General features: G+C 47.2%; 23 protein-coding genes and 1 riboswitch. Of the genes, 14 read left to right on the forward strand and 9 right to left on the reverse strand.

What is annotated here, in order from left to right:
- Positions 1–3 precede the first annotated feature (3 nt).
- From OEZ43_18350 to OEZ43_18375, 6 genes are all read right to left on the reverse strand, one after another.
- Complete coding sequence (locus tag OEZ43_18350; GenBank protein MDH5547547.1) at positions 4–1,344, reverse strand: TolC family protein; 1,341 nt, start codon at positions 1,342–1,344, stop codon at positions 4–6.
- A gap of 6 nt (positions 1,345–1,350) precedes the next feature.
- Positions 1,351–1,917 carry an ABC transporter substrate-binding protein gene (locus OEZ43_18355; protein ID MDH5547548.1) on the reverse strand — a complete coding sequence of 189 codons (567 nt, stop codon included), beginning with the start codon at positions 1,915–1,917 and terminating at the stop codon, positions 1,351–1,353.
- Between the two features lie 7 nt (positions 1,918–1,924).
- On the reverse strand, positions 1,925–4,360 hold the full coding sequence (locus OEZ43_18360; protein MDH5547549.1) for an MMPL family transporter: 2,436 nt from the start codon (positions 4,358–4,360) through the stop codon (positions 1,925–1,927).
- Between the two features lie 232 nt (positions 4,361–4,592).
- Complete coding sequence (locus OEZ43_18365) at positions 4,593–4,787, reverse strand: hypothetical protein (protein MDH5547550.1); 195 nt, start codon at positions 4,785–4,787, stop codon at positions 4,593–4,595.
- 199 nt (positions 4,788–4,986) lie between these two features.
- Entirely contained in the window at positions 4,987–6,042 is a 1,056-nt protein-coding gene (gene cobT / locus OEZ43_18370) for a nicotinate-nucleotide--dimethylbenzimidazole phosphoribosyltransferase (protein MDH5547551.1), read from the reverse strand.
- A 105-nt stretch (positions 6,043–6,147) separates the two neighbouring features.
- The gene (locus OEZ43_18375; protein MDH5547552.1) at positions 6,148–7,602 is read right to left on the reverse strand and encodes a cobyric acid synthase; all 1,455 of its coding nucleotides are present in this window, start codon (positions 7,600–7,602) and stop codon (positions 6,148–6,150) included.
- 144 nt (positions 7,603–7,746) lie between these two features.
- Positions 7,747–7,954, forward strand: a riboswitch (cobalamin riboswitch).
- Positions 7,955–7,979: 25 nt separating this feature from the next.
- Between OEZ43_18375 and OEZ43_18380 the strand changes: the two genes are divergently transcribed.
- From OEZ43_18380 to OEZ43_18400, 5 genes are all read left to right on the forward strand, one after another.
- Positions 7,980–10,043, forward strand: a complete 2,064-nt coding sequence (locus tag OEZ43_18380; GenBank protein ID MDH5547553.1) for a TonB-dependent receptor — start codon at positions 7,980–7,982, stop codon at positions 10,041–10,043.
- A 10-nt stretch (positions 10,044–10,053) separates the two neighbouring features.
- Positions 10,054–11,238 (forward strand): hypothetical protein, encoded by a 1,185-nt coding sequence (locus OEZ43_18385; protein ID MDH5547554.1) that lies wholly within the window; start codon positions 10,054–10,056, stop codon positions 11,236–11,238.
- A gap of 115 nt (positions 11,239–11,353) precedes the next feature.
- On the forward strand, positions 11,354–12,286 hold the full coding sequence (locus OEZ43_18390; GenBank protein MDH5547555.1) for an iron ABC transporter permease: 933 nt from the start codon (positions 11,354–11,356) through the stop codon (positions 12,284–12,286).
- A 1-nt stretch (position 12,287) separates the two neighbouring features.
- A complete protein-coding gene (locus tag OEZ43_18395) occupies positions 12,288–13,058 on the forward strand; it encodes an ABC transporter ATP-binding protein (GenBank protein ID MDH5547556.1) in 771 nt (256 codons plus the stop codon).
- Complete coding sequence (locus OEZ43_18400; protein ID MDH5547557.1) at positions 13,055–13,930, forward strand: cobalamin-binding protein; 876 nt, start codon at positions 13,055–13,057, stop codon at positions 13,928–13,930. Before OEZ43_18395 ends, OEZ43_18400 begins: the two co-directional genes overlap by 4 nt.
- A gap of 16 nt (positions 13,931–13,946) precedes the next feature.
- On the opposite strand, the gene cobO is transcribed toward OEZ43_18400, so the two are convergent.
- The 3 genes from cobO to OEZ43_18415 form a co-directional block, all read right to left on the reverse strand.
- The gene (gene cobO, locus OEZ43_18405; protein MDH5547558.1) at positions 13,947–14,552 is read right to left on the reverse strand and encodes a cob(I)yrinic acid a,c-diamide adenosyltransferase; all 606 of its coding nucleotides are present in this window, start codon (positions 14,550–14,552) and stop codon (positions 13,947–13,949) included.
- Between the two features lie 158 nt (positions 14,553–14,710).
- Positions 14,711–15,337 (reverse strand): hypothetical protein, encoded by a 627-nt coding sequence (locus tag OEZ43_18410; GenBank protein MDH5547559.1) that lies wholly within the window; start codon positions 15,335–15,337, stop codon positions 14,711–14,713.
- Between the two features lie 316 nt (positions 15,338–15,653).
- Positions 15,654–16,931, reverse strand: a complete 1,278-nt coding sequence (locus OEZ43_18415; protein MDH5547560.1) for a carboxypeptidase regulatory-like domain-containing protein — start codon at positions 16,929–16,931, stop codon at positions 15,654–15,656.
- 562 nt (positions 16,932–17,493) lie between these two features.
- Here OEZ43_18415 and OEZ43_18420 point away from each other — a divergent pair.
- From OEZ43_18420 to OEZ43_18460, 9 genes are all read left to right on the forward strand, one after another.
- Positions 17,494–18,546, forward strand: a complete 1,053-nt coding sequence (locus OEZ43_18420) for a hypothetical protein (protein ID MDH5547561.1) — start codon at positions 17,494–17,496, stop codon at positions 18,544–18,546.
- 305 nt (positions 18,547–18,851) lie between these two features.
- Positions 18,852–19,208 (forward strand): VOC family protein, encoded by a 357-nt coding sequence (locus OEZ43_18425; GenBank protein ID MDH5547562.1) that lies wholly within the window; start codon positions 18,852–18,854, stop codon positions 19,206–19,208.
- Positions 19,209–19,259: 51 nt separating this feature from the next.
- Complete coding sequence (locus tag OEZ43_18430; protein MDH5547563.1) at positions 19,260–19,799, forward strand: hypothetical protein; 540 nt, start codon at positions 19,260–19,262, stop codon at positions 19,797–19,799.
- 361 nt (positions 19,800–20,160) lie between these two features.
- Positions 20,161–20,787 (forward strand): hypothetical protein, encoded by a 627-nt coding sequence (locus tag OEZ43_18435; GenBank protein ID MDH5547564.1) that lies wholly within the window; start codon positions 20,161–20,163, stop codon positions 20,785–20,787.
- Positions 20,788–20,875: 88 nt separating this feature from the next.
- Positions 20,876–21,355 (forward strand): GNAT family N-acetyltransferase, encoded by a 480-nt coding sequence (locus OEZ43_18440; protein MDH5547565.1) that lies wholly within the window; start codon positions 20,876–20,878, stop codon positions 21,353–21,355.
- Positions 21,356–21,445: 90 nt separating this feature from the next.
- Positions 21,446–22,207, forward strand: a complete 762-nt coding sequence (locus tag OEZ43_18445) for a hypothetical protein (protein ID MDH5547566.1) — start codon at positions 21,446–21,448, stop codon at positions 22,205–22,207.
- The gene (locus OEZ43_18450) at positions 22,197–23,300 is read left to right on the forward strand and encodes a beta-lactamase family protein (protein ID MDH5547567.1); all 1,104 of its coding nucleotides are present in this window, start codon (positions 22,197–22,199) and stop codon (positions 23,298–23,300) included. Before OEZ43_18445 ends, OEZ43_18450 begins: the two co-directional genes overlap by 11 nt.
- A gap of 418 nt (positions 23,301–23,718) precedes the next feature.
- Entirely contained in the window at positions 23,719–24,057 is a 339-nt protein-coding gene (locus OEZ43_18455; protein ID MDH5547568.1) for a hypothetical protein, read from the forward strand.
- Positions 24,058–24,199: 142 nt separating this feature from the next.
- Positions 24,200–24,523, forward strand: a 324-nt coding sequence (locus OEZ43_18460) for a transposase (protein ID MDH5547569.1), incomplete at its 3' end; no start/stop codon positions are given.

Below are 24,523 nucleotides of genomic sequence, written 5' to 3' on the forward strand. Positions count from 1 at the left end.
GTCTTATTTGCCAATGGCGTAATCAAGTTCGGCGCTGGCGATGTGGTAATTGAGTATGCCTTCGTAGTAATCGCGCTTGGATTGCAGCAAGGCAACCAGTCCTTCGAGCACGTCTTTCACTTCCCCGGTGCCGCTATGATAGGCGGCGGCAGAAAATACTATCCACTTATTAGCTGCCTTGCGTGCCTTGCTTGAAAGCGCGATCTGTTGTTGATAGCGTTCCACGTCGCTATGAGCTTTTTTGATTTGTAGAGGAATACCCGTAGTGGCCAGTTGATTCAAGGCATTTACTTGCAGCATTTTGGCATTGGCGGCATCGACTTTTGCACGAGTCAAAGCCCAATCGAAATCCAGTTTTAAACCCATGGCAACGCCGCCAAACATGTCGTTGTACTCATCGAAGTGGTAGGGATTATCGGTGTCATCTCGCGTTGGTGTCCAGGAGTGTTCGAACGTACCCGCAACAAACAGAACGGGCAGGGCGCTTAGTTTTTCTGCTCGACGCAGAGAGGCCGCTGCCTTCTTTCCATGATCAAGTTGTTCCCACTCTGGTCGATGTTCACGCGCGAATTGCTGCAATTCCTCAAGACTGGCAAGCGTCTCCGAACGATCCGGTTTGGGGATGCTGGTTTCTTTCAATGTGAGATTTACTTCGTCTGAAAGTCCCATGGTATGTTTGAGCGCGGCAAGAGCAAGCACCTCACCTTGTTTAGCCATAAGAAGATATTTTTGAATCTCGGTCTGGCCGTATTCCAGCTTCATCAAATCGGCCTTGGTCACTTTGCCGCTGGCATTCTCGTACATCTCATTCGCTTTCACCTGTGCCTCATCGAGAATTTTCTTCGCATCGTCCAGATGTGGTGAAATGGTTTTGGCGTAGAGGTGAGAATAATAAAACTTGTTTACTTCGACTTTGACGTGATTTTGTGTTTCACGCAGCCTGGCTTGTTCGACTTTCAAGCGTTCTTCAGCGGCGTTTTCGCCTGCCTCGAGACGGCCAAAAGTATATACCGGCATCGCCAGCAAAGCTTCAAGATGAGTTGACGGTCCCCATGAGCCGAGATCAAATTTTCGGTCAACAGTCTGTTGCAAAGCGCTGCCTTGTACAGTAAACATGGGTGCAACCCAGGTCAGTACATTCAGTTTGGGATAGTAGTTCGCCTGAACTTCTTTCAGCCGCGCGCGATACTCTTCGATGTTTGCAGAAGCCTCTTGCACGGAGGCGCTTTTTTGCAGCGCAATCTCAATACATTGCTCCAGCGTTAAATCTGTATACGTGGAATCTGCGTAGGCAGGAAATACGAAAGCAAGTAGTGCAGCCGAATAACAAAGACGTCTATACATGATAGTCTATTTATTCAGTTCCTTGAACTTGTCTTGTATACGCTTGTTCAATCCGTTAACGCCATCTTTGGCGATGATACGGCCGAACTGATTCTGATAGTCTTTAACCATAGAATCCCCATCGAAGGTAATATCAGTAATACGCCACTTACCATCTATCTGTGCTAACTGATAACCAATTTCCATTTCGAGGTCTTCCGAAGGGAGATAAGTGTCCTGGATAACGACAGCCACTTTTCCTTTCATCTGCGCTTCCCGATATTTGTATTTGGCTTCCTTGTAAAATTTACCCGACTGCGGATAGGCGACAATACGAATTAGTGCAGTCAGATCGCGCTGAAAGGCGCTCATTTGTTCGCTGCTAAATTTCTTGCTGTGCGGGGCGACAGTTTCGGCGGTAATAGTTTGGTAATCGATAAAGTCGTCTATGCGTTTATAGCTGGCTTCATCCTTTTCTTTGGAGGCCTTCATGGCATCGACAAAGCCTTCAGTCCGACTTTTAGGGTCGTTTGCCCATGCAGACAGAGGTGCAATGAGAGCCGCTAATACGAATAAAACGAACATTCTTTTCATGAGTTCCTCATGCAGGTTGAGTTTCAGCGTCGTCATGTGCCTGAGCAATAGCCAGTCGTTGGACAGGTTTCCAGGACAACAAGGACGGAAGTATAAATATCGAAACAACCAGATTGACCAGCAAGCCTATGGTACCAATTTGCGCCAGGGAGTTTAGTCCCGCATGTCCTGTCAGGAGCAATGCGCCAAGGCCTAATCCGGAGGTTACGATAGAACCCAGTATAGCCATACCGGTTTCGCCGATTATTGATCGCAGATCATGGCCGTCTACTGCACGGCCTACCATGTGTACACCGCTATCCACGCTCACGCCAAGTAATACAGGAATCATTGCCAGGTTGATGTAATTCAACTCCAGATCGAACACCGCCATGATACCAAATGTGATGGTAAGGGTGAAAATTGCCGGTACCAGGGCCAGTAGTGCTAGGTAATGATTGCGTAAAAATATCCACAGAATGAGAAACACCATAATAGAGCAAAAAGCCAATACCTTTGGTGATTCCTCAAATACCAGTGTCAGGATATCTGCCAATATCATAGGTTCACCCGCAATTACCATGCGTTCACCATCACTCTGTTTCGCAGCGCGAAGTTCACGCGCAAGTTCTCTGACAGCTTCTCCATCGGTTTGTTTTACGGCGGGGAATAGCATTAGTATTCCGTCATCGGGCTCCTGTCCGTCGCGGGTTCCAAATAACAGTTTGGTTTCCCGTGGGAGGTTGTCAAAGCCAAATGGCGGTATCTTGAGCATACGCTTGAGATTATTAAAACTCTCAACATCGTCTTCTGGCACCCACGCCGGGTTAACCTTGTCTACTAGCTTTTCGATTTTCTGCAGCGTATGTTGTTTTAGATCTTGATTGTCTGGTACAAGATCGGAAGAGGTCAGCACGAAATCGAGTCCCGAACGAAATTCCGGATTTTCCATTCCGGCTTGTAATTGCTGTGCAATGAAGCGTTCTTCATCTCGGTTTTTGGTCAAGGCCAGCATCGGGGCCTGAGAGTAGCCGAGCAATTCGTTGACTTCGGCATTCAGTTTGAAAGAGCGTAGTTCGGTATTACCAAGCGACTCGAAGTCATAGTTAAAGCGCATGTCATTGGAGGCGTAGGACATGGCCGCCCAAATTGCGATGCCGGAAAACAACAACAGACCGGAACGTCGCTCGATAAAGCCAGAAAAGCGTCCAAGGGATTTTTCGTCATTAATTTTTACCTTTATATCCCAGGTGAAACGCAAAGCTAGTCCAAGCAGGGCCGGCATACAGATTAAATAGAAGAATGTAACGAGTATCATGCCCGCGGCGGCTATCATGCCGAATTCAAAAAAGGCACGAAATTCTGAGAAACCCAAACCGACAAAGGTGACGAAGGTGGTCAGTGCAGCCACGCCTACCGATTTACCCGTCCGTGAGAATGTCCTTATGACCGATGTGTCGAGGTCCGTTCCGCGTCGCTGTTCGTCGATAAATCGACTGAGCAGATGTATCCCATGATCTATCCCCAATCCGAGCAATATCACGCCGATAAACGCAGAAAGAATGTTCAACTGCCCGAAAACGATTTCAGCAAAGGCAAACGTTGCAAAAAGGCCGAGTAGCAAAGGCACGACAATCAGCACAAGTGCTTCGAGACGTTTGAAATGAAGTAAAAGATATCCGAATACCAGCACTAGAGCGACGACGGACACCAGACCGAGATCGTCCTGCATCAGCTTCTGCGTATCGATTTTCTTTTGGTAACCGCCGGTGAACTCCACTTTCAGCTCAGCGCCATATTCAGTGAGATTCATTTCGTCCAGAACCTGATGGACTTGTTGGGTGACTTGTTGGGTGAACAGCAGATTCGTCGAGGCCTGCTTGGGTTTGATAAATATTGCTAACAGGGTTTTATCTTTATTGAAGTAATACGGCTCATCGGCATGCTGGGCGGCCATCCAGGACGAGCTGTTGCGTGAATATTTTTCTTCGAGGTCCTTGAATTCCAGCGATGGAGCAGGTGCGTTCTCCAGATCAATATACATTGGATTACGCTTGTTCTTTTCCCACTTCCAGCGGTCTTTCAGTTGTTTGTATACGTAATCAAGGTCGCCCTGTTCCAGGTAGTAAAACACCCGATCCTGATAGAACTCCACAGGTCGACGATAATCGACGAAGCTGACGGTATCGAGAGGTTCAATGAGTTTAGATGCGTCATCCGCAAAACGACGCATTTGATCAGGTGAACTACCGCTAACCGCCAGGATCACATAACCCAAGCCGCCGAAGCGTTCCTTGACTCGATCCAGATCTTGTACGCTTTCAAAACTCTCTGGTAACAAGGCTGCCAGGTCGGCATCCAGTTTGATCTGTTTGGCGACTAACGCAGAAATCAGACCGACCAGAATAAATACAAGCGTGAAAAGAAACGGACGTTTAAAAATAAATAAGGGTATTGCGCGCATATCTCGTCAATAGAAAACGCCGATTGTCGGTTCATACACTGCGTGTACCACAACCGGTTGAAAAGTAAGTTCTATCCTTCAGATAGCTATTGAGATGCTAGCTCAACTGAGGTGCCCGAGCTAGTTCATACAATAACTGTACCGGCTATGTCGCTGTTTGCCTGCTAAATTAAAATGCAGGCAAAACGTCGCTTCCCGAATCCAAGTTATCGTGTATCGAAAAGGCGCTCAGCTAACGGATATTGCTGATATGAAGCGTTCCTGTCTCTTGTTCGGTACACAATAATCCCGCACCAGACCCACCCATGCCACCAAAACCTTTTTGCTTTGTACAAGCGATGGTCTGAGCAAGTTCATTCGGTTGGACCGTACAGCCGGACATGATAACCAAACTAAAAAAAAGGAACAATAAGGAATTGAATTTCATGAGAAACTTCCCCCCGCGTAATATATGGTTATTATTATTTATTGTTGTAGTGTTTTATAAGGAAAATAGTCCAGGAAAAGTGGATTGTCAAAATGACAACGTGTTTCCAAAGCCATTCCAGGGATCAATCTGCAACATACCTGGTGCTCGCTTTAGTCTACGTGAAGAATATAAAATCAGTTCGTGCAGGCGAAGCGCGTCAACTTGTTTTATCCGTCACGCCAGCCTGTTCGAAGGTGGCCATTTGATGATGTAAAGCGCAAGCGAGGCGTATTATTGGTACTGCTACTGCGGCGCCGCTTCCTTCACCCAGACGCATACCAAAGCTTAGTAAGGGATTGGCGTTTAAAGATTTCATCATCAGTCGATGACCCGGTTCGGCCGATGCATGTGCAAAGAAGAACCAATCCGAGACATTGTCGCATATGCGTGTAGCACACAGGGCCGCTGCACTTGCTATAAAACCGTCAATCAATACGGGAACGCGGTTTTGCGCACAAAAGATGTAGGCGCCACAAATGGCGGCGATCTCAAATCCACCCAGACAACGCAAGACGTCTAGTGCATTCCCCGTTGACGATTGATGAAGTGCTAGCGCCGAGTCGAGCACAGAAATTTTGTGCGCAAGCCCTTTTTCGTCGAGACCGGTACCAGGACCGGCCATCTCTTTCGCCGATTTATTCAATAATGCACACGCGATCGCCGTAGCGGCACTGGTATTGGCGATGCCCATTTCACCGGCAATAAATAATTGCGCGCCTGTTGCCAATGCATTTTTCGCTGCCTCACGGCCAATCTCTATCGCTTGCGCCAGTTGTTCTGATGTCATTGCGGGCTGCTGCGAAAAGTCTTTGGTCGATGGGGCAATGCGTCTGTCAATTACGCCATCGAGTGGACCTGGATCTACGATAGTGCCGAGATTGACCACCTTTAGCGTGGCATTGAGTTCGCGTGCCAAAACACAAATTGCCGCGCCACCACGTGCGAAATTCTTTATCATTTCAGTGGTGACAATTTGCGGAAAAGCCGAAACGCCTTGCGCCGCTATCCCATGATCAGCGGCGAAGATAGTGATGTGTACGTTATCAACTTGGGGTTGTATATTCGCCTGCATTGCGGCCAGGTTTACGGCGAGAGTTTCAAGTACTCCCAGTGAACCTGGTGGTTTGGTGAGTTGTTGTTGACGGGCTAATGCGCTATTTCGAGCGTCGTGGTTCAGTCTTGCGGCAGCATTGTATATCCAGTCAATATTCATATGATTTCTCATTTCACTCTGTTTGATACAACAAACTCATTATCAGTTTACACATATTACACATGAAAGCGTTCAGTGAAGGTAATCAAGTTAGAATGGCGAAAGTCATAGACTGACCTGCGTCATGCTTAGTAGCTCGCTAATTTTTTCCATATCGAGATGTTGTTCGACCATATCTGCCAGACGCTGGACATCAGATTCGCGACGCTGTTGATAGTCGAATACCGGTGCATCGACATAAGTTGCCCAGCGGAGCAAAGATGCACAGGCCTGAGGCTCATCAAAAAGACCGTGGAGATAAGTACCCAAAATCTGATTATCTGAAGAAACAGCGCCATCGTTATGGGTGTCGAGTATGGCTGCAGGATAGTCCAATGCCGGGCCGACACTTAGGCCTGCATGAATTTCATAGCCACGAACGGGCGCCATGGAAAAAGCCAGATGTCCTGAGACATTACGCAATTGTTTTTCCGGCTGCAAACATGTTTCCATATCGAAAAATCCCAATCCTTCCATGCTGCTGGTTGGGCCCTCAATCGCGTGTGGATCATGAATGAATTTACCCAACATTTGAAATCCGCCACAGATACCGATGAGTTTTCCACCGTAGCGAAGATGGCGTTGGATTGCCTGGTCCCACCCCTGTTCTCGTAACCATAACAAGTCATCGATTACTGATTTGCTTCCAGGCAAAATAATCAAATCCGCCTCTGGAAGTTTTCGTCCTGGACCAATAATTTGCACGTCCAGATCATCGCGTAAACGTAAGGCATCAATGTCGGTGTGATTGCTGATTCGTGGTAACACCGGTACCACGATACGAAATTTTTTACTGCCGTGCGAAGTTTGTTGCGGCAAGGGCAGGGCATCTTCGGCTTCGAGAAAAAAGTCCTGTAGATACGGCAGAACACCAAGCACAGGTTTGCCGGTTTTCTGTTCCAACCAGTCTAGCCCGCTTTGCAACAAAGCAATATCTCCGCGGAAACGATTGATTACAAATCCCTTGATACGGTTTTGTTCTGATTGACTAAGCAATGCCAGAGTGCCAACAATATGCGCGAACACGCCACCGCGATCGATATCGGCGATAAGGATTACCGGACAGTCGATACGTTCAGCAAAACCCATATTGGCAATATCATTGTCGCGCAAATTGATTTCTGCTGGTGAACCCGCACCTTCAATAATGATGGCCTGGTATTGTTGTGCTAATCGTCGGTGTGACGACAGGGCGGCATCAATTGCCACTTTTTTGTAATCGTGATAGTCACACGCATCCTGCTTGCCTATCGCTTTACCGTGAATGATTACCTGTGCCGTTTTATCAGACGAGGGTTTTAACAAAATCGGATTCATATCGGTGTGAGGTGCAAGACCGCAGGCATAGGCTTGCACAGCTTGTGCGCGACCTATCTCTCCACCGTCTTCGGTAACCGCACTATTGAGCGCCATGTTCTGTGGTTTGAATGGCGCAACACGTAGGCCCTGACGATAAAAAATGCGGCACAACGCGGTAACCAACGTACTCTTACCTGCGTCGGAAGTAGTGCCTTGTACCATGATCGATACGGCCTGCGACAAAACGACCTCCCGGTAATTTGCAAGTGTGGGCGCGGGACTATAGCTTTGCGTCGACGAGCAGGTCAAGCGCCTAGATTGCCCTTGACGGAGCAGGGGCAGGGGAGTAACCTTCCAGCCTTAATCGAATCCATAAAACGTTCAGGTGCTTCTCGGTGAAAACCGAAAAGTGAAACGGGAAGCTGGTGTAAATCCAGCACTGCCCCCGCAACGGTAAATGAGTTCACGGATTTGCGAATGCCACTGTCACTAGATGGGAAGGCGCAAATCTTGACGATGCTCACGCATAGTCGACTCATGAGTCCGGAGACCGGCCTGTAACGCTTGTTGATCGTATCGCGGTGGGCGATGCAGATGATATGTATCCTATATACTATTGTCCTCCCCACCTGGTTTACATTGCGTTGTTAGGTAATCCGGTGCCTGGGAAAATTTTCATACCACTGAGTTTCTTTTGCGTAGTCGCGTTTGCGGCACAACATGCCGCGCATGCAGAACTCGTAGTCGAGATTACAGATGGTATCTCAGCTATTCCCGCGGAGCCGGGTGATGTCGATCAGCAGATGAATGCCGGATTCGTACACATTATTGACGAACAGACTATCCGCGACAATCAGCTCAATCTTGCCCAAATACTCGCCAGCGATTCCAGCATTAAAGTTCGTCAACTCAGTGGATTTGGCAGTTATTCTCAGCTTTCCATACGCGGAAAATCCGCAGATCAGGTAATGATTTACCTTGATGGACTGTTACTAAACAATGCGTCTGGTGGCAGCGTCGATTTAAGTCAGATACCATCGTCGATGATTGCACGCATAGAAGTATATAAAGACGTGGTGCCGGTAGAGTTTGGGCAAGCGGCGAACGGCGGGGCAATCAACATTATTACGCACCGCGCCAGTCAACTGAGTCGTGCTGAACTGGGGTTGGGCGCGGGCTCTTTCGATACGCACAAGGCAGATTTCACTTACGGTGGAAATCACGATAAATGGCGTTATGTGTTGAGCGGCGCCTATATGGAATCAGAGAATAATTTTCCCTATCGCCATGCCAATGGTTCGCCGAAAAATCCTGAGGACGACTATCTTACCCATCGAAACAATAATCAGTTTCACCAGCAGAGCCTGATGGGAAAGGCGGCCTATCGGCTCAGCGAAAAGCGCGTTGTTCACTATCACGGCGAGATTTCCGGAAAAAATAATCATATTCCCAGCATCAGCAATAGCGCGGACGTAGACACCAATCTGAATTGGAATAATCGGTTCCTGCAAATAGCCTATCAGGATGACGGGGAAAGCGTCGAAAACGTCGAATTCAAACTCAGTGGCAAGAGTGGTTACAAAAACACGCTTTACGACGACAGTGAGCGCAGTATCGGCTTAACGCCAACACGGCTCTCAGAAGATATCAATCTCTGGGAAAGCGCGGCGTTCTTCAAATTCAAACAACCCGGGTATCAAATACTGAATAGGACGGAACTGCGTCATGAGCGCCTGGAACTGAACGATGCGTTTGATTTGTATGCACACAAGTTGAACAAGAGAACAACGTTTGCAAATGCCCTGCAATTGCCAGTTCGTTTTTTTAATGGAAATTGGGTGGTCACGCCGAGTATGCGTATATTTCTGGTCACTGACGATTTTTCCGGTAATACCAACACGGAAAGTGAAAATACCGGAAGACTGAAAAAGCGATTTCAGACCCTGACCGCTCAGATTGGTACACGCCTTCGTTATTCCAATAACCTGGTGTTTAAAGCAAATGCCGGACAGTACTTTCGATTGCCTAATTATGTTGAATTGTTTGGTACCCGTGGTTATATCGGTTCCAATGAAAGTCTACAGCCAGAAGAAGGAATTAATTTCGATGCGGGATATGAATATTCCAAATCTACGAAATCAGAGATTTTGACGCAATTTGTCTGGAACGTATCCTTATATCATTCCATTATTAGCAATGAAATCGTCTATACATTTAATTCTCAAGAAATAGGCATGCCCTCAAACAACTGGTCTTCAAGCGTAAGCGGAATTGAACACCGTTTAGCCTTGGGGCTGTTTTATGATGCTGAACTGTCCTCCAGCACTACCGTGCAATTGCCGATTAACCGTACCGATGCTAAAGAATGGAAACTGTTGCCAGGCCGTTCCTGGCTTATGCAAACCACACGTATGTCATATAACGCATTGCGGTATCAACTGTTTGCCGAGCATGTGTGGGAGTCCTCATACTACATCGACAGTGAACAACGCCTTGCCAGCGGCGTGAAGGCCTTTTTGAATGCAGGGGTCGATGCAAACTACCGCGCACTAAAGCTCAGTTTTGAAATCAATAATATTTTTAATCGTCCTTACAAAGACTACTTCTTCCAGGTAGCTCCGGGGCGTTATGCACTTTTGTCTGTTAAATATCGTTATCAATAGGGGAGTATCAATGAAGTTGAACATGTCGTATCGTTTTCTGGCCATCACCAGTCTATTGTCCGCTGGGGTGATGAGCAGCGCCTGCTTTCATGACGAAGAAGAAGCCCCGTTAACGCCGTCAAAACATTATGCCGCAATCAGTACTCGCGCGGCAGATTACAGCTCTGGCGATATTAGTCTCATCTCGTTTACCGATTACAGTCTGGACAATAAGAACTATCCAAGTGCTTCGGATACCGTAGTGTCCACGCATGGCGAGTATGTCTATCGTATCGGTCGTTTTCAGCAGGACAATATCACCAAGTTTTCGATTTTGGACAGAAACAAGATTGTGTGGCAATACTCCGCCAATGGTCAGAACGAAGAAGAGAGTAACCCATATAAGATGGTATTCAAGAACGATGATGTCGCTTACGTCATTCGCTATGGTCAGCCAACCATCTGGATAGTCGATCCCAATGCCGCAACCTTTACGGACTTCAAAACCGGTGAAATTGATATCAGCGCCTATGGTGGCACAGACGGAATACCAGAAGTCGCAGATGCATTGATTATCAATGACAAGCTATATTTAATTATGCAAAACCTCGACAGAGACAATGTCTGGAAGCCAGGTCAGGCCTATCTCGCAGTATTTGATACAACTGACAACAGCGAAGTCCAGACAAATGACAATGTAGACACGCCGAACGGTGTTGCGCTGAGCGTAGCCAATCCGAGTAAGATGGCCTATAGCTCTGCCAATAACACCATCTATATTGTCGCGACAGGTGGCTATCTGGAAGATTATTCACCAGACTATACCGGTGGTATCGAAAGCGTAAGCCTGAGCGATTATAGCCATCAAGTGGTCATCGATGATGGAGATGCGACCGCGCATCCTTATGGACAGCTAAAAGGATTGGCGGTCTTGAATGACACACGCGCCTACTTTGTTGGTGGACGCGCATGGAATGACAGCGTCGTCCAGGAATTCAATCCGAGCACAGGCGAAGTGGTTGAGACGCCGTTGATAGCAGAAAAAGACATCACCGATATCGAAATCGCGCCGACTGGTGATTTGTGGGTGGGCAACGCCACTGAATCCGGTATCACAATTTTTGACACCGTAGACAATAGCATAAAGGAAGCCTTGATTAGCACAGAACTGGTGCCTATCGATATTGAATTTATTTCCTTTGATACAGTGAGATAGTTAACACAATACATTGCTCTGGGACTGCCGAAAGGCAGTCCCGGTTACTAAGGGAATAGCACTTATTCGTACCTACGTCGCTCCGAATAAAGTAATGATATTGGCTGTGTTGGTAATGCTCAGCTGTGTTAGTTTTGTCGTTTCATTATTTATCGGCAGTAGTACGATTCCGCCGTCGCAGGTGTTCGACGTCTTGATGTATCAGGGCACCGAAGTCAATCAAACCCTGGTCATGGAATTGCGTTTTCCTCGCTCAATGATGGCCTTCACCACTGGTGCCTTACTGGCGATGGCTGGCGTTCTCATGCAGGTGTTGTTGCGTAATCCTTTGGCTGATCCCTATGTGTTAGGCATTTCGGGCGGCGCCTCAATCGCGGCGTTATTTGCGATGCTTATTGGTTTGCCGTCGGTCTTGATTACTGGAAGCGCCTTTGTCGGTGCGCTTGGCGCGATCTTCGCGGTATTTGTTCTCGCTCGAGGTAGAGGCGACTGGACGGTCAATCGCTTGCTATTAACCGGCGTGGTTTTGGCGTCAGGTTGGTTTGCCCTCATCAGTTTTCTATTAGTCATTTCACCGCCTGACAAAGTACACGGCATGTTGTTCTGGCTTATGGGAGACCTCAGCTATGATCGGCCTGTACTTCCTGGTTTGATCATCATGGTATTAGGAATCTTTGTTTTAATGCCGCTGGCGCCTCAACTCAATATCATGATTTGGGGAGATCGACAGGCTACCAGTCTCGGCGTAGATATTCGCGTGTTGCGTTTGGCGATATTTTTTATTGCCTCATTGTTGACAGCAGGTGCAGTTTCACTGGCTGGAGGAATTGGGTTTGTCGGACTCGTCGTACCGCATTTCGTGCGTCTGCTGGTAGGCAACGATCATCGCGTACTGATTCCTGCAAGTGCTTTGGCTGGGGCGAGTCTGCTCATTATCGCTGATGTGGTTGCACGGGTTGTTATGGCGCCTACGCAAATACCGGTAGGTGTATTGACAGCCATGCTCGGTGTACCACTGTTTCTCTATTTGTTGCGCCGGAGCGCATAACATGAGTATCGACGTTCGCGATTTGACGCTACAGATTGGTGAGAAAACCGTGTGTAGAAATTTGTCGCTGACCTTTAGTCACGGTGAGCGTTGGGCAATATTGGGTGTCAATGGGGTAGGGAAATCGACGCTTTTACATGCCTTGATCGATACGCAGGCGGAAAGCGCCAGCCATATTTTTATCGATGGACTTTGCCTCTCCGACTATAAGGCTCATCGCCGAACTCTGGCACAAAAAACAGGCCTGTTACTTCAGGAATACAGCTATAGTTTTCCGTGTACCGTTCTGGAAGCGGTCATGATAGGACGACATCCCTATAACACCAGTTGGGTTGGTGATAGCAAGGAAGACGAACATATTGCGCAAAACGCCTTGCGCCAAACAGGCATAGGGCATTTACGAAATCGCTATGTCGATACCTTGTCCGGTGGTGAAAAAAGGCGTATGAATCTGGCGACTCTGTTAACGCAGAGTCCCGACTATATGTTGCTCGATGAGCCGACGAATCACCTCGATTTACACGCTCAGGTAGAAATGCTGGAGTTGATCACTACCATTTCAACGGATGCGAATCAGGCCGCAATTATGGTTATGCACGACGCCAATCTCGCCAGGCGTTATTGTGACAAAGCATTAATGCTTTTTGGGGAAGGAAAATGTTTGGCAGGTGATGTTTCCGAGATTATACAGGCTGAACAATTGCAACAGCTTTATGGCTGTGAGATTCACACCTATGAAGTACAAGGCCGACAAGTGTTTTTGCCAATATGAAATTCACGCTACTGTTAATAGCCATTTTGATCAGTTTGCCGACGACTTTACTGGCGGAGATAGTTGTTACCGATGATGCGGGGACTGTGCTTACATTGGATAAGACGGCGACACGAGTGGTTAGTTTATCCCCCGGCCTTACCGAAATGCTATTTGCGGCCGGTGGCGGCGAATACATAAAAGGCGTGGTCAGTTATAGTGATTACCCAGAGGAAGCCAAAGCGCTACCGCAAGTAGGTGGCTATAATAACATCGACATTGAAACCATCGTCAGCATGAAGCCAGATCTTGTCGTGTCGTGGAAAAGTGGCAATCCGCCACTGCAAATCAGCAAGCTACAGTCGCTCGGTTTGAATGTTTTTATCAGTGAGATGCGAGAATTCGACGATATCCCTCGTACGCTTACACAACTCGGAACGATAATGGGAACTGAAAGCCATGCCCTAAAAGCGGCGAAGGAGTTCACTACCCAATTGAATGCCTTGCGCGCGCAATACAATCCTGAAAATACGCAGCCAAAATCCGTCTATATACAAATATGGAATGATCCCTTAATGTCGATTAATGGCGATCACCTAATTTCACGTATAGTGGGATTGTGTAATGGCAAAAACATTTTTCAAAATGTGCAGACGGTCACGATTACGCTTGACGCCGAAACGATTATTAAGGAAAACCCGGACGCCATAATTGCCACCAGAGAGGGCGAGCAAGGAGAACAATGGTTGTCACGCTGGCGTGGCTGGCCGTTTCTAAAAGCGGTTAAACAAGGGGAGCTGTATATGGCAAACCCAGATCACCTGGTGCGGCATACGCCACGTATCATTAACGGTATTAAACAGGTCTGCGGAATGTTACAAGCAGCGCATTAGTACGAGGACGTGTTTCCTATAACTCCACGCCTTTTTGCGCTTTGATGCCAGCCTTATAGGCATGTTTGATTTCACGCATTTCAGTTACGGTATCGGCGACTTCGATCAGACCTTCGGGCGCACCGCGACCGGTTAATACTACGTGTTGCATTACCGGTCGTGCCTGTAAGACCTGAATGACTTCATCTAGCGGTACATAGTGCATCTTAAGCACAATATTCATTTCATCAAGTATGACCAGATCATATTCTGGATCTTGCAACATGCTTACGGCCTTATCCCAAGCCTTACGCGCTGTTGCGACATCTCGTTCGCGATTCTGTGTTTCCCAGGTATAGCCTTCGCCCATCACGTTGTAATCGACTTCGGGGAAACGACGGAAAAAGCTTTCTTCACCGGTAGAGAAAGATCCTTTGATAAACTGCACCACGCCGACACGCATGTCATGTCCCAGTGCCCGTGCAACCATGCCAAAGGCCGAGCTACTTTTGCCCTTGCCATTACCCGTATGCACGATGATGATGCCACGCTCGTCCTGCGCACGTGCGATCCCCGCGTCGACAACTTCTTTACGACGAACCATACGATCTTTGTGGCGTTGATTCAGGCCTGAGTCACTCATGCAAACCTCCAGGTAAAACGAAAGACGAACGGTGAGGGTGCATGTTACTGGGTTTAAACAGGGCTTACAAGCGACAGCTGTTGTAAGTCGAAAACTAAACGGGGAGTGCAGAACCCTCCCCGTTAGAGGTAAACCACAGAGCAAAAAGAGAATACATTTTACAGGTCAATATGGTCGCCTTTTATCGCAGCGAGTACATTGATTTCGCCGTTTAAATCGTTGACGATTTTGTTGTCATGTACCGATGTTGGAGCGCTCAACAATGCGATCAAAGTCGGATCTTTTGCGCGTTTTGTGTCGGTATTTCTGCTTGCAACGGTAATTCCGGGCCCCTTAGTTTTCCCGGTCGCCGTTGCAATATTATCTTGATATGCGTATTCAATTTCCGCGACGCTTACAAGACCAGCGACGGTAATTGAATAGATACCAGGGGTACAGCCATCTAAACTGGCATCCCACTTTATCCCAAGTGTCTTAGATCCATTTTCCAGGCCATATGAAATCAGGTGGCTCGGTGCGGCAGATATTAATTCGATGTTTTGAGTATTAAGGGACAAAACCCAATTACCAGGATTGTTCTTCCAGGTATGTTCACCCAATTGGTAGGTAAATTTCGTAGTATCAGTAGCAGGATCATATAGAACGTCAATTAGCGATACAGAATGTGCGGATGACGATGGGTATTTTGTGTCCTCGATGGGAGATGCAACTACACTTTTGAGAAGAAGAAGTGCTAAGAAAACGAAGCCGACTACCGAGCGTATGATGCTAGCAATACAAATCATAAGCGAATACCTGAACTACAGTGCGACATCCGTTCCAGCAATTTGGGACAGCTCTCCATTTTAAATGTCAGGATATCCGTATGGGGAGTTAGCTGTGCTACTAATTCATTTCAAATTACATGAATTAAATGTGATCGACAACACATTCTTTGTAAACATCAATGAACATTGTGCTCAGTGAATTACGTTACATAAAATTACACAATGGATTTCGCCAATGATAGGTATTGTGCACAGGCGTTTAATGGAGATGGATAAGAATGGAAATAGAAAAAGGGGAGCGCAAGGCGCTCCCCAATCAATAGGCATAGTAGTTTTAGTGCCCCATGTTGTTTATCTGGTCGAAAATATCTTTCGCAATCAGTAACTGGTCACGAGTGAAGCTAAATTCATTAGCCACTAGATACTCGCCCCAGGCTAGCAGTACGGGTTGTAAAATGGCGTAATTGTTAGTCAAACCGTATCCAGCCATTTGGTTGAACTCCGTTGCCAACAACTGTTTCTTCAGTAAGTCGACTGCAATACTAGAGCGGTTTGATAACACATCGAAGGCCTCGACATATTCCAAACCGTCAGTAAACTGAAATGGTTCAACGAGATGATATGACTCGATCGCGAAGATATGATTTTTCAGGCTGATGGCATCTATCTGCGCACGACCCTTGCCTTTGATCGCAACACTTAATTGATGCTTCCAAAAGCCAATGGTGCGACCTTCACCTGGAAGACTAAATCCATCGCCATCTGGATCTTCTGTATTCAAGTCATTGAGAATGTCGCCTGTATTCAGATGAAAGCAGAAATTGACATCCGAAATATTAGCGTTTTGAACAGTAACAGAAACCGTCTTGCCTACGCAGGCGCTCATATAAGAGGCAAGTACCTCGTTAAAATCGTCAATAAAGGTATTGTCCTGAATGACTACGTTATAGTCACCGGCAAGTAGACCGTTGAAATGATAACTACCATTGGCATCGGTAAACGCGGTAGCGACAACATTTCCTGCTGCATCGACCAGTTCAACGGTAACATTGGCGAGTAAAGGCTCATCGGCGTCTAGATAGGAGCTGAAATTTGCATCGACATAGACACTGCCATCTATCGAATAGGTATCGGCACTGATGATAGTATCACCTGGGCCTTGAGTGGTACCTATAGCATAGTAGGTTCCGCCCTTGACCGAGTAGTCAATATCGGCAACGCCTACTTGTCCGGCAACCGTAATTGAATAGAGTGCAGTGGTTCCCTTGTCCTGTCCTGCATCCCATTTTATGCCCACTACGCCTGTTGTAGGGTCAAGGCCATAGGAAATCAAATTATCAGGAGACACTGATACCAGCACAACGTCGTCTAGATTGACAGCCAACACCCAATGGCTGAGATCTTTCTCCCATGACTGAGCCGTCATTTGATAAGTAAATGTCGTGGTATCGCTAACGGGATCATAGACGACATCCACAAGTGATGCAGACCAGCCAACCTGTGAAATATCTCGTTCTTCAAAGCTGGGTGCCGCTGAAACATTCAACGAAATAAAATATATGAAGAAAAACAACGCTACTGCAAATCGTGATACGGTAGGATACAACTTCATAAAGAATACCTGAACTGTACTGCAGCTTCCGTTCTGGCATTTAAGATACAGCTCTCCATATTAAATATCAGGATTTCCGTATGGGGAGTTAGCTGCGTGATGACGTGAGCTAAGTTACCCCAAGATTGTGTGAACTACAACACGATATTTGTAAACATGCATAAATGAAAAAATGAATTTGTAACAGACTATATGGCAGATTGAATTATCAATGGAGCGCCGGTTTCATGTTTAGCTTGCGAACGAAGAGGTAAGTTTTTACCGCCATCGAATGATTATTTTCTATTATTTTGAAACCCTTTCAAAAGTTATAAATTGCTTTGCGTCGCTAGTCGTTTTGTTCTACAGAAGCAGGACTTAGAAAGTCTGGGCTGTCGTCCAACGTCATGCCATTTTTCTTGTGTAACGTATGACGCGGGAAAAAGTGCCCCATATCATTGATAATTATTTTCGCCACATTGAGGCTTAGTGATATGCTGCCTGACCATAATATGTTGAACAAACAAAGACATTAAAGTAATTAATTAGGTGTTATGGCTAACTTATTGAGATAGGGGGCTATATGAGAATTTTGCTGAGTCTTTTGCTTAGTGGTCTGAGTTCATCTGTACTGGCTTCCGAAGTTTCGGTGCCGCATGCGTTTGAGAAGAATGCACCGGCAGTCGCTGATGAGGTCAATGAAAATTTCAATGCGCTAGCTGAGGGAATTAATGACAACAACAGTCGCCTGGGTGGTGTCGAAGCCCGCGCCACTGAGAATCAGGCGGCAACAGTAAATAACCAACAGGGTATTACGGCGAATAAACAAAACATTCAGAAGAATACCGATGCTATAGCTAACAATAAAGCAGACATCAATGCGCAGAATGCAAAAATTGATGCCTTGGGAATTGATCCTTTAGGTGCCAGTCTTTCACGTCAGTTAACAGGTCTGGTCGCCGTGTTTTCTAATGGAGTTGATGTAACCGGTGATGACAATACCTTATTTCTTCAAGAACTCAACGTCGGTGACAGCATAAAGATCGCCGATCATATTGCTAAGGTAGTCGCGCTTAGTACCAATAAGCTGCTGACTATCGATCCACCACATCCCTCAGGTGCAGTGAACGCCAATGCCTATACCGATGAAAATTTGCTTACACTGAGAAACAGTGCGGATGCGACCAAGTTAATCGTCGATAAGTCTGGGGCGATGATGCGACGGATTGCATATGCAAGAGGTGAGCTATCAGACGGACTGGATAGCGGACAGATTCCAGGACGACTTCTAACTTTTAAAAAGCAGTTTGATAAGGATACTAGTGTTGTTCGTATAGGTTACTCTGATAGTTTTCGAGTGTACGGTCACGGAAAAGCCTGTCAATGGGAGTTGCGTGTAAACGGTGTGTCATGTCCGGGCGCACCGCTGCACTATGCATTGCATGTTTCCAATAGTGCCGGAGATATCAGTAACCATCATCGGCAGGGTTCAGTTTTTGGTTATTGCGAAGGACTGGATGCCGGCGTACATGAAATTCAGGTGTGGGTTGGGCAAGCACCTGGTTATAGCGGATCAGATTGTGCGACAGGTTGGAACACCACCTGGACGCTTGAAGCCGAAGAGGTTTTGAAATAACACACGGTAACGCAGCGTCGATGTCCTTCGTTTTGGACATCGACCGGTGTGCTGCTATTTTTCCTTCTTGTGCTCACCAGAAAGCACCTATTCATCATTTCAGCTTCCATTAGAGGCCACTAGAACATAGCAGTCAATCTGAGCCAGTCTAATGCTAAAAGGCGATATGGTACAGACTGGGAAACGGTTTTTCGCCGTCGAAAAGCATAACCAGAATTTATGCTTGAATATGACAACCCGTTTCACGATGATGTTCTCATAAATCAAAGACAAGTAACGCGTTTTCATACGCAAAGGAGACAAGCATGTCAGCCCACGAAAAAATCAATTACGTCGAGTTTCCGGCAAAGGATCTTGAGAAGGCCAAGCAATTTTTTCACAATGTCTTTGGTTGGAAATTTGTCGATTACGGCAACGAATACACAGCCTTCTTCCAGGCAGGCCTGGACGGCGGTTTTTTTAAATCAGACAAAACCGTGTCGACCGAAAGTGGTAGCGCGCTCGTCGTGTTCTATTCTGAACAACTGGAAGACACGCAGGCCAAGATCTTCAATGCGGGTGGGAGCATAGTAACCCCTACGTTCTCTTTTCCCGGCGGTCGTCGTTTTCACTTTGCGGACCCCAATGGCAATGAGTATGCGGTATGGTCGGACAAGGCTTGAGGCGCTCAAGATGCATTTTCTGTTAGTGTTTCGATTGGAGGTAGGTTTTCGATGAAATCTGTTTTTATTGCCTTCTATCTACTTACCATTGCGTCGTTTGCCCTGGCTGATTCCACGTCACCTTATGTTGGACAGGAACAACGAGAGATCAAGGCCCTGTCTCCGCAAGAAGTCGAAGGCTATCTTACGGGTAAGGGCCTGGGCTATGCCAAGGCGGCCGAGTTGAATCACTACCCCGGACCTAAACATGTGCTGGAAATCGCACAAGATCTCGCACTTACCGAAATGCAAATTACACAAACCCAGGCAATCTTCGATGAAATGCAGACGAAGGCTGTCGATTTAGGCAAGCAACTCGTCGACAAAGAAAAGTCCTTGGACCAACTTTTCGCCAACGGCGCTATCGACGCAAAGCAACTAAATACATTGGTATCCGCAATCGGCGAGCTACAAGCAAAGATACGATATGTGCATTTACAGGCGCATTTAAAACAAAAGACCGTACTCAACCAACATCAGATTCATCGCTATGATCAGATTCGAGGATATGGTGCACAGGGGAGTGGACACGAGCATAGCCATTTCCATTAGAACTGAAATTTGTAGCAAACAGGCCAGTTATTTTCTAGTGTACTGAGCTTTACTCGGTAAGTTACATTCCAACAGGCGCTCCATTCTGAGTGCTTGCCTACGCATCTCTAGCCAAGGTCGTACAGAACAACGGCTTTGAAGACTATATGTTCTGGACCAACGGACCTGCGGCTCAATCCGTTAATTACCTGCATTTTCATTTAGGGGTGAACTGGTTCGGGAATTATCTTACAAATCCTTGGATAGCTGATAGTGAAGATGCGTTTATACCGGCTGGATTGAGTTACTTGTAGTTATACTACAGATTCGGTATAACCTTGACATCGTCGTTGAATATAGCCCCTACACAAAAGTGAAAGCCATGTATTACAAAATAAAATTCGTCGTAGTCTTTTTCTTTGTCGCCGTTCTTGGTTGTTTTCATTCCGAATCAGACACCGACCTACCGTCGACGAGCTTTCCCCAGAAATGGACTGACTATGCGTTCTCCGACTTTAGTTTGAGCGATGAATACGTCTACTGGGAAACCCGACTGGGAGAAGTCATTGGAGACGAATCAGGCCGGAATGAGCCGGATCTCGTACTGGGTTCTTTCGACCTGGCCACCTTCAACAACCTGAGTGACGTCCAAAAACTAGCCTTATCAAATGCGGATTCAGAAATCGGATTTGCGGCTCAATGTCTACCGGGATATTGCCCAGTCTACGGCGTCGCAATAAAAGGTGATACGGCGGTCGTGATTTCGACAAAGGAAGAGCTTTTAGCCTTCCTCGGAGAAATAGACTCAACTGCCGAGCTTGCAGTTTGGCTATGGGCAAATGAGTATTCCGCAAAATTCTACAAACTCACCGATGCAGGCTATGAAGTGATCGTGGCGTGGGATACACATTGCCAATTGAAAGGCGAAGACCTGGTATTTGTTGACAAAGCTGGCGTAATCACAAAACAACGGATGATTTCTACGGAGAGTTATGAATCGTGTGCATAGCCTACGACTGCCCATACTGAACTTCTCACTTGAATTCTCTCTACCAAAAGTTGCGTCCAAATCTGAGCAGACTTAGCTATTCACAAACATGAAAATTGATTTCCTCGTCAACCACCCACACTTCATCGAGACCTTGGCCCCGCCCATCACACAACACTGGCAGCCCATCGTGCACGATGAAACCCTGGACACCCGCAAGGCCAAACTCAGAACGCATATGAACGAACGCGATCTTCCCATCGCCTGGGTCGCGTACGAAGGATCAACAGTTTTCGGAACCGCTTCACTGCGTGTGAACGATCTCCCTGGATACGAACATCTTACTCCCTGGCTCGGTGGCGTATTCGTGTTACCACAATATCGAGGCAAGGGAATCGGTGCTGCACTTTGCACCGCTGTCGAACATCACGCCGCGAATGTTACCGGTATTTCACGCCTCTATCTGTTTACGCTAGATCTAGAATCTTGGTACCAACACATGGGCTGGCAAACGATGGAAACCTGTACCTGGTGTGATCAAGACGGCGTGATCATGCTCAAAGACCTGAACACACCCTCAAGCGGTTAAAATTCACCCAACACCCATCATTGAATAAACCCCCCATATAGGCGATAGTAGAACCCAGGCTAAAAACTACATCCAAAAACAGGGTCGTTTATGAGATACGGGTTACGCCAGTTGCTAGGGATAGTCGCTATTTGCGCCTACACCCATGCACACGCCGACCCACTCGATAACACCCGCGCAAACTGGCGCATCCAAACCGGCACCTACCTCCAATACGAACAAGCCCGCGAAGAAACTCTGCACGAACTACGCAACCACGGCCCCGGTTTTGGTCTGGTGGCACAGCTACAACGAAACGGCGCATCTAATACGCATACCTTGCGTTTCGATCTACCCATCGGGGTAACATTCGACCGCTATGCCATCCCCGCAATCAGTCTGCGCTATGGTCTGGTGGGTGAGGGCTATTGGCGCATCAATCACAAACTCGCGCTGGGTTATTTCGGTGGGATGACGGTGCGCAATCGATTGTTTCCCGAGTGGGATGATTCACATCTGTATTGGATGTCGGACTGGAGTGTCGGACCGGCGTGGTCGTTTACGCTGCCGCGCTACACACGTTATGAATCCTTCGGCCACCTGGCCATGTTGTCGTTTATCTCGCGCTCACCACAAAAGCGCACCAACAAACTCGATAGTGTCGTCACCCTCAAGGGATTTTTTCGGACACCACAAACCGGTTTGGCGCTGCAAACCCTACTCGATGTACAAATAGCCACCCTCGGTATACGCCGACGACCCGCTGCGAATCAACATTGGCTATGGGAATATCGCCTGGAATTTGCGCGCACCAGTGAGACGCTAAACTATGTCGAGGTGCGACATCAATTGGGAGGGCAATATGTTTTCTAACTGGCGTATCGTGCCCTTACTCTTGATGGCCTCATTGCAATTGGTCGCCTGTGTCGGCGAAGAGCCCTTAAAGCTGGCCTACAATAGTGACCCCGTGGTTTTGAGTGACGACTGGACCATCGACACACCTGAATCACAAAACATCGACGCCAATGCCATCGAACAAGTCTATCGTCGCTTTTTCTCCGACGATGAGTTTTACAACGGCATATCCTTGCTCGTGATTCGCAATGGCGTACTCGTGGCCGAAGGCTATGCGCGAGACTATCGCGACCGCACTGATTATGAAGCCATCCAATCGGCGACCAAGAGCGTGAGCTCGATGCTGACCGGTATCGCCCTCGACGAGGGAATTATCAGTTCCCTCGATCTGACATTGAACGACATCTACCCCGAAAAGTTTGATAGCAGCAGCGACAAACAATCCATCACCTTGCATCAATTGTTGACCATGTCCTCCGGCATCGACTTCGACAATAGTCGTTTTACCGTGGAATTCCTGGCCGACAAACCCAATGACACCATCCGCTACATCCTCAACAAACCGATGTACAACACACCGGGCGCAGAATTTTACTATCGCGATGCCGACCCGCATCTATTGAGTTATGCCATACAAAAACGCTCGGGCCAGACCTTGGCCGCCTACGCGCAAAGCAAATTATTTACACCGCTGAATATCACCAACTACCAATGGCTACACGATCACACCGGCATTACCTATGGTGCCTATGGCATCTATCTCACACCACGGGATTTCGCCAAGCTCGGGCAACTGATGTTACAACAAGGGCAGTGGAACGGCGTACAGATCATTCCCGCGACGTGGGTGAGCACGAGTACCCAAAAACAAATCGACAAGACCGACACCAACCCCGACACCAGGAATTTTGACTATGGTTACTACTGGTGGCTGATACCCAGCCTCAACGCCTACACCAGCTGGGGACACGGCGGTAATTTTACGGTGGTGGTACCGGATAAAAACCTGGTCGTGGTACTCACCAGTTATCCGTATTCCGGGCATGATGCAGGGACAGTGCTTGGGGAGTTGTTGCCGTTGGTGGAGATTTTGGTGGTGGGGGCGGGGTAGGTTGGTTGAATTTTGTGCAGGCAATTGAGTGAGATTCGACTTCAGTTCTCGATATAAACCTGTCTCAGAGGATTTGCATGTAAGTAGCGGCTTCGGGCTAGTATTTTTTAGGGGTTGAAGCATTCAATTCGACCTAGACCGAGTGGTTTGTTTGGCTTATATTTGGTTGGGTTTTGGGTGGACAGATCTAGACAGTTGAAGCCTAGATGTAGACATGAGATGACCAGATATAGGCATTTGGGATAGATGTAGGGATGCCGCAAATAAAGATGTTATAAGGCGAAAATAGGCCGTGCCGCGTAGAAAAGAATTGAAGGGAGTAGCATCAGGAATCGCTAGTAGCTTCTGCTCGCGCAACAACGATGTTGATGGTTACTGGGCAATGGGAGTCCTATATAAATTAACAAGAGACTCCGAAATGAATGAGTTTAATTTGGAACTTTTGTCTGGTAAATCCGTTCCAGAGTTTCAACATAGCAAACGCATTGCTGCTCCCTATACCGAATATTTGTTTCAACAACTTGGCAAGCGAGGCTTTGCTGAGCATCAAGTAGCAAAATTGGTAATTGCGGTGAGATTTAATGTCGCGCCAACAGCGACTCAGATTATGTTCAAAAGCACATGGGGAGAGCCATATGTATGCCGTGTAGCAATTACCGACGATATGGGGAAGGAGCACTCACGAGAGGAGCGCGGCTGGTGTGGAGTTCATAATCCGAGCAAAGAACACAGGAGTACGAGGCGGTATGCCTTATAACAATGTGTTCAAGTTCGCTACCTTCGGTCGCTGGGACGCGCCAAAAGCGGCGCGCCCCTTAACACAACGTTGAGGCTGTAGAAAAATCCCATTTTCGCTTTTTTAACTGATAAACTGGCAGCGCGCATAGGGAGACATGCTGATGCCGAAATTCGAAGACTATAATTACGATCAAACATCGATGGTAGTAGTTAATTTCAAGGATCAACTACAGCCAGGGACGTTTGAATTCACCATACATTATCTTCTCGACGAGAAACTTGACCTGTCGATATTTTATCCCCGCTATCAAAACGATGACGGTGGACGTCCTGCTTACCATCCGGCGATTTTGTTAAAGATTATTTTGTTTGCCTACTCAAAGGGCATCACCTCAAGCCGTGAGATACAGTGGTGTTGTGAGCATAATATTATTTTCAAGGCGCTATCTTGCGATAGCGTTCCACACTTCACTACCATTGCGGCC

The organism is Gammaproteobacteria bacterium (assembly GCA_029881255.1).
Classification (GTDB): domain Bacteria; phylum Pseudomonadota; class Gammaproteobacteria; order S012-40; family S012-40; genus JAOUMY01.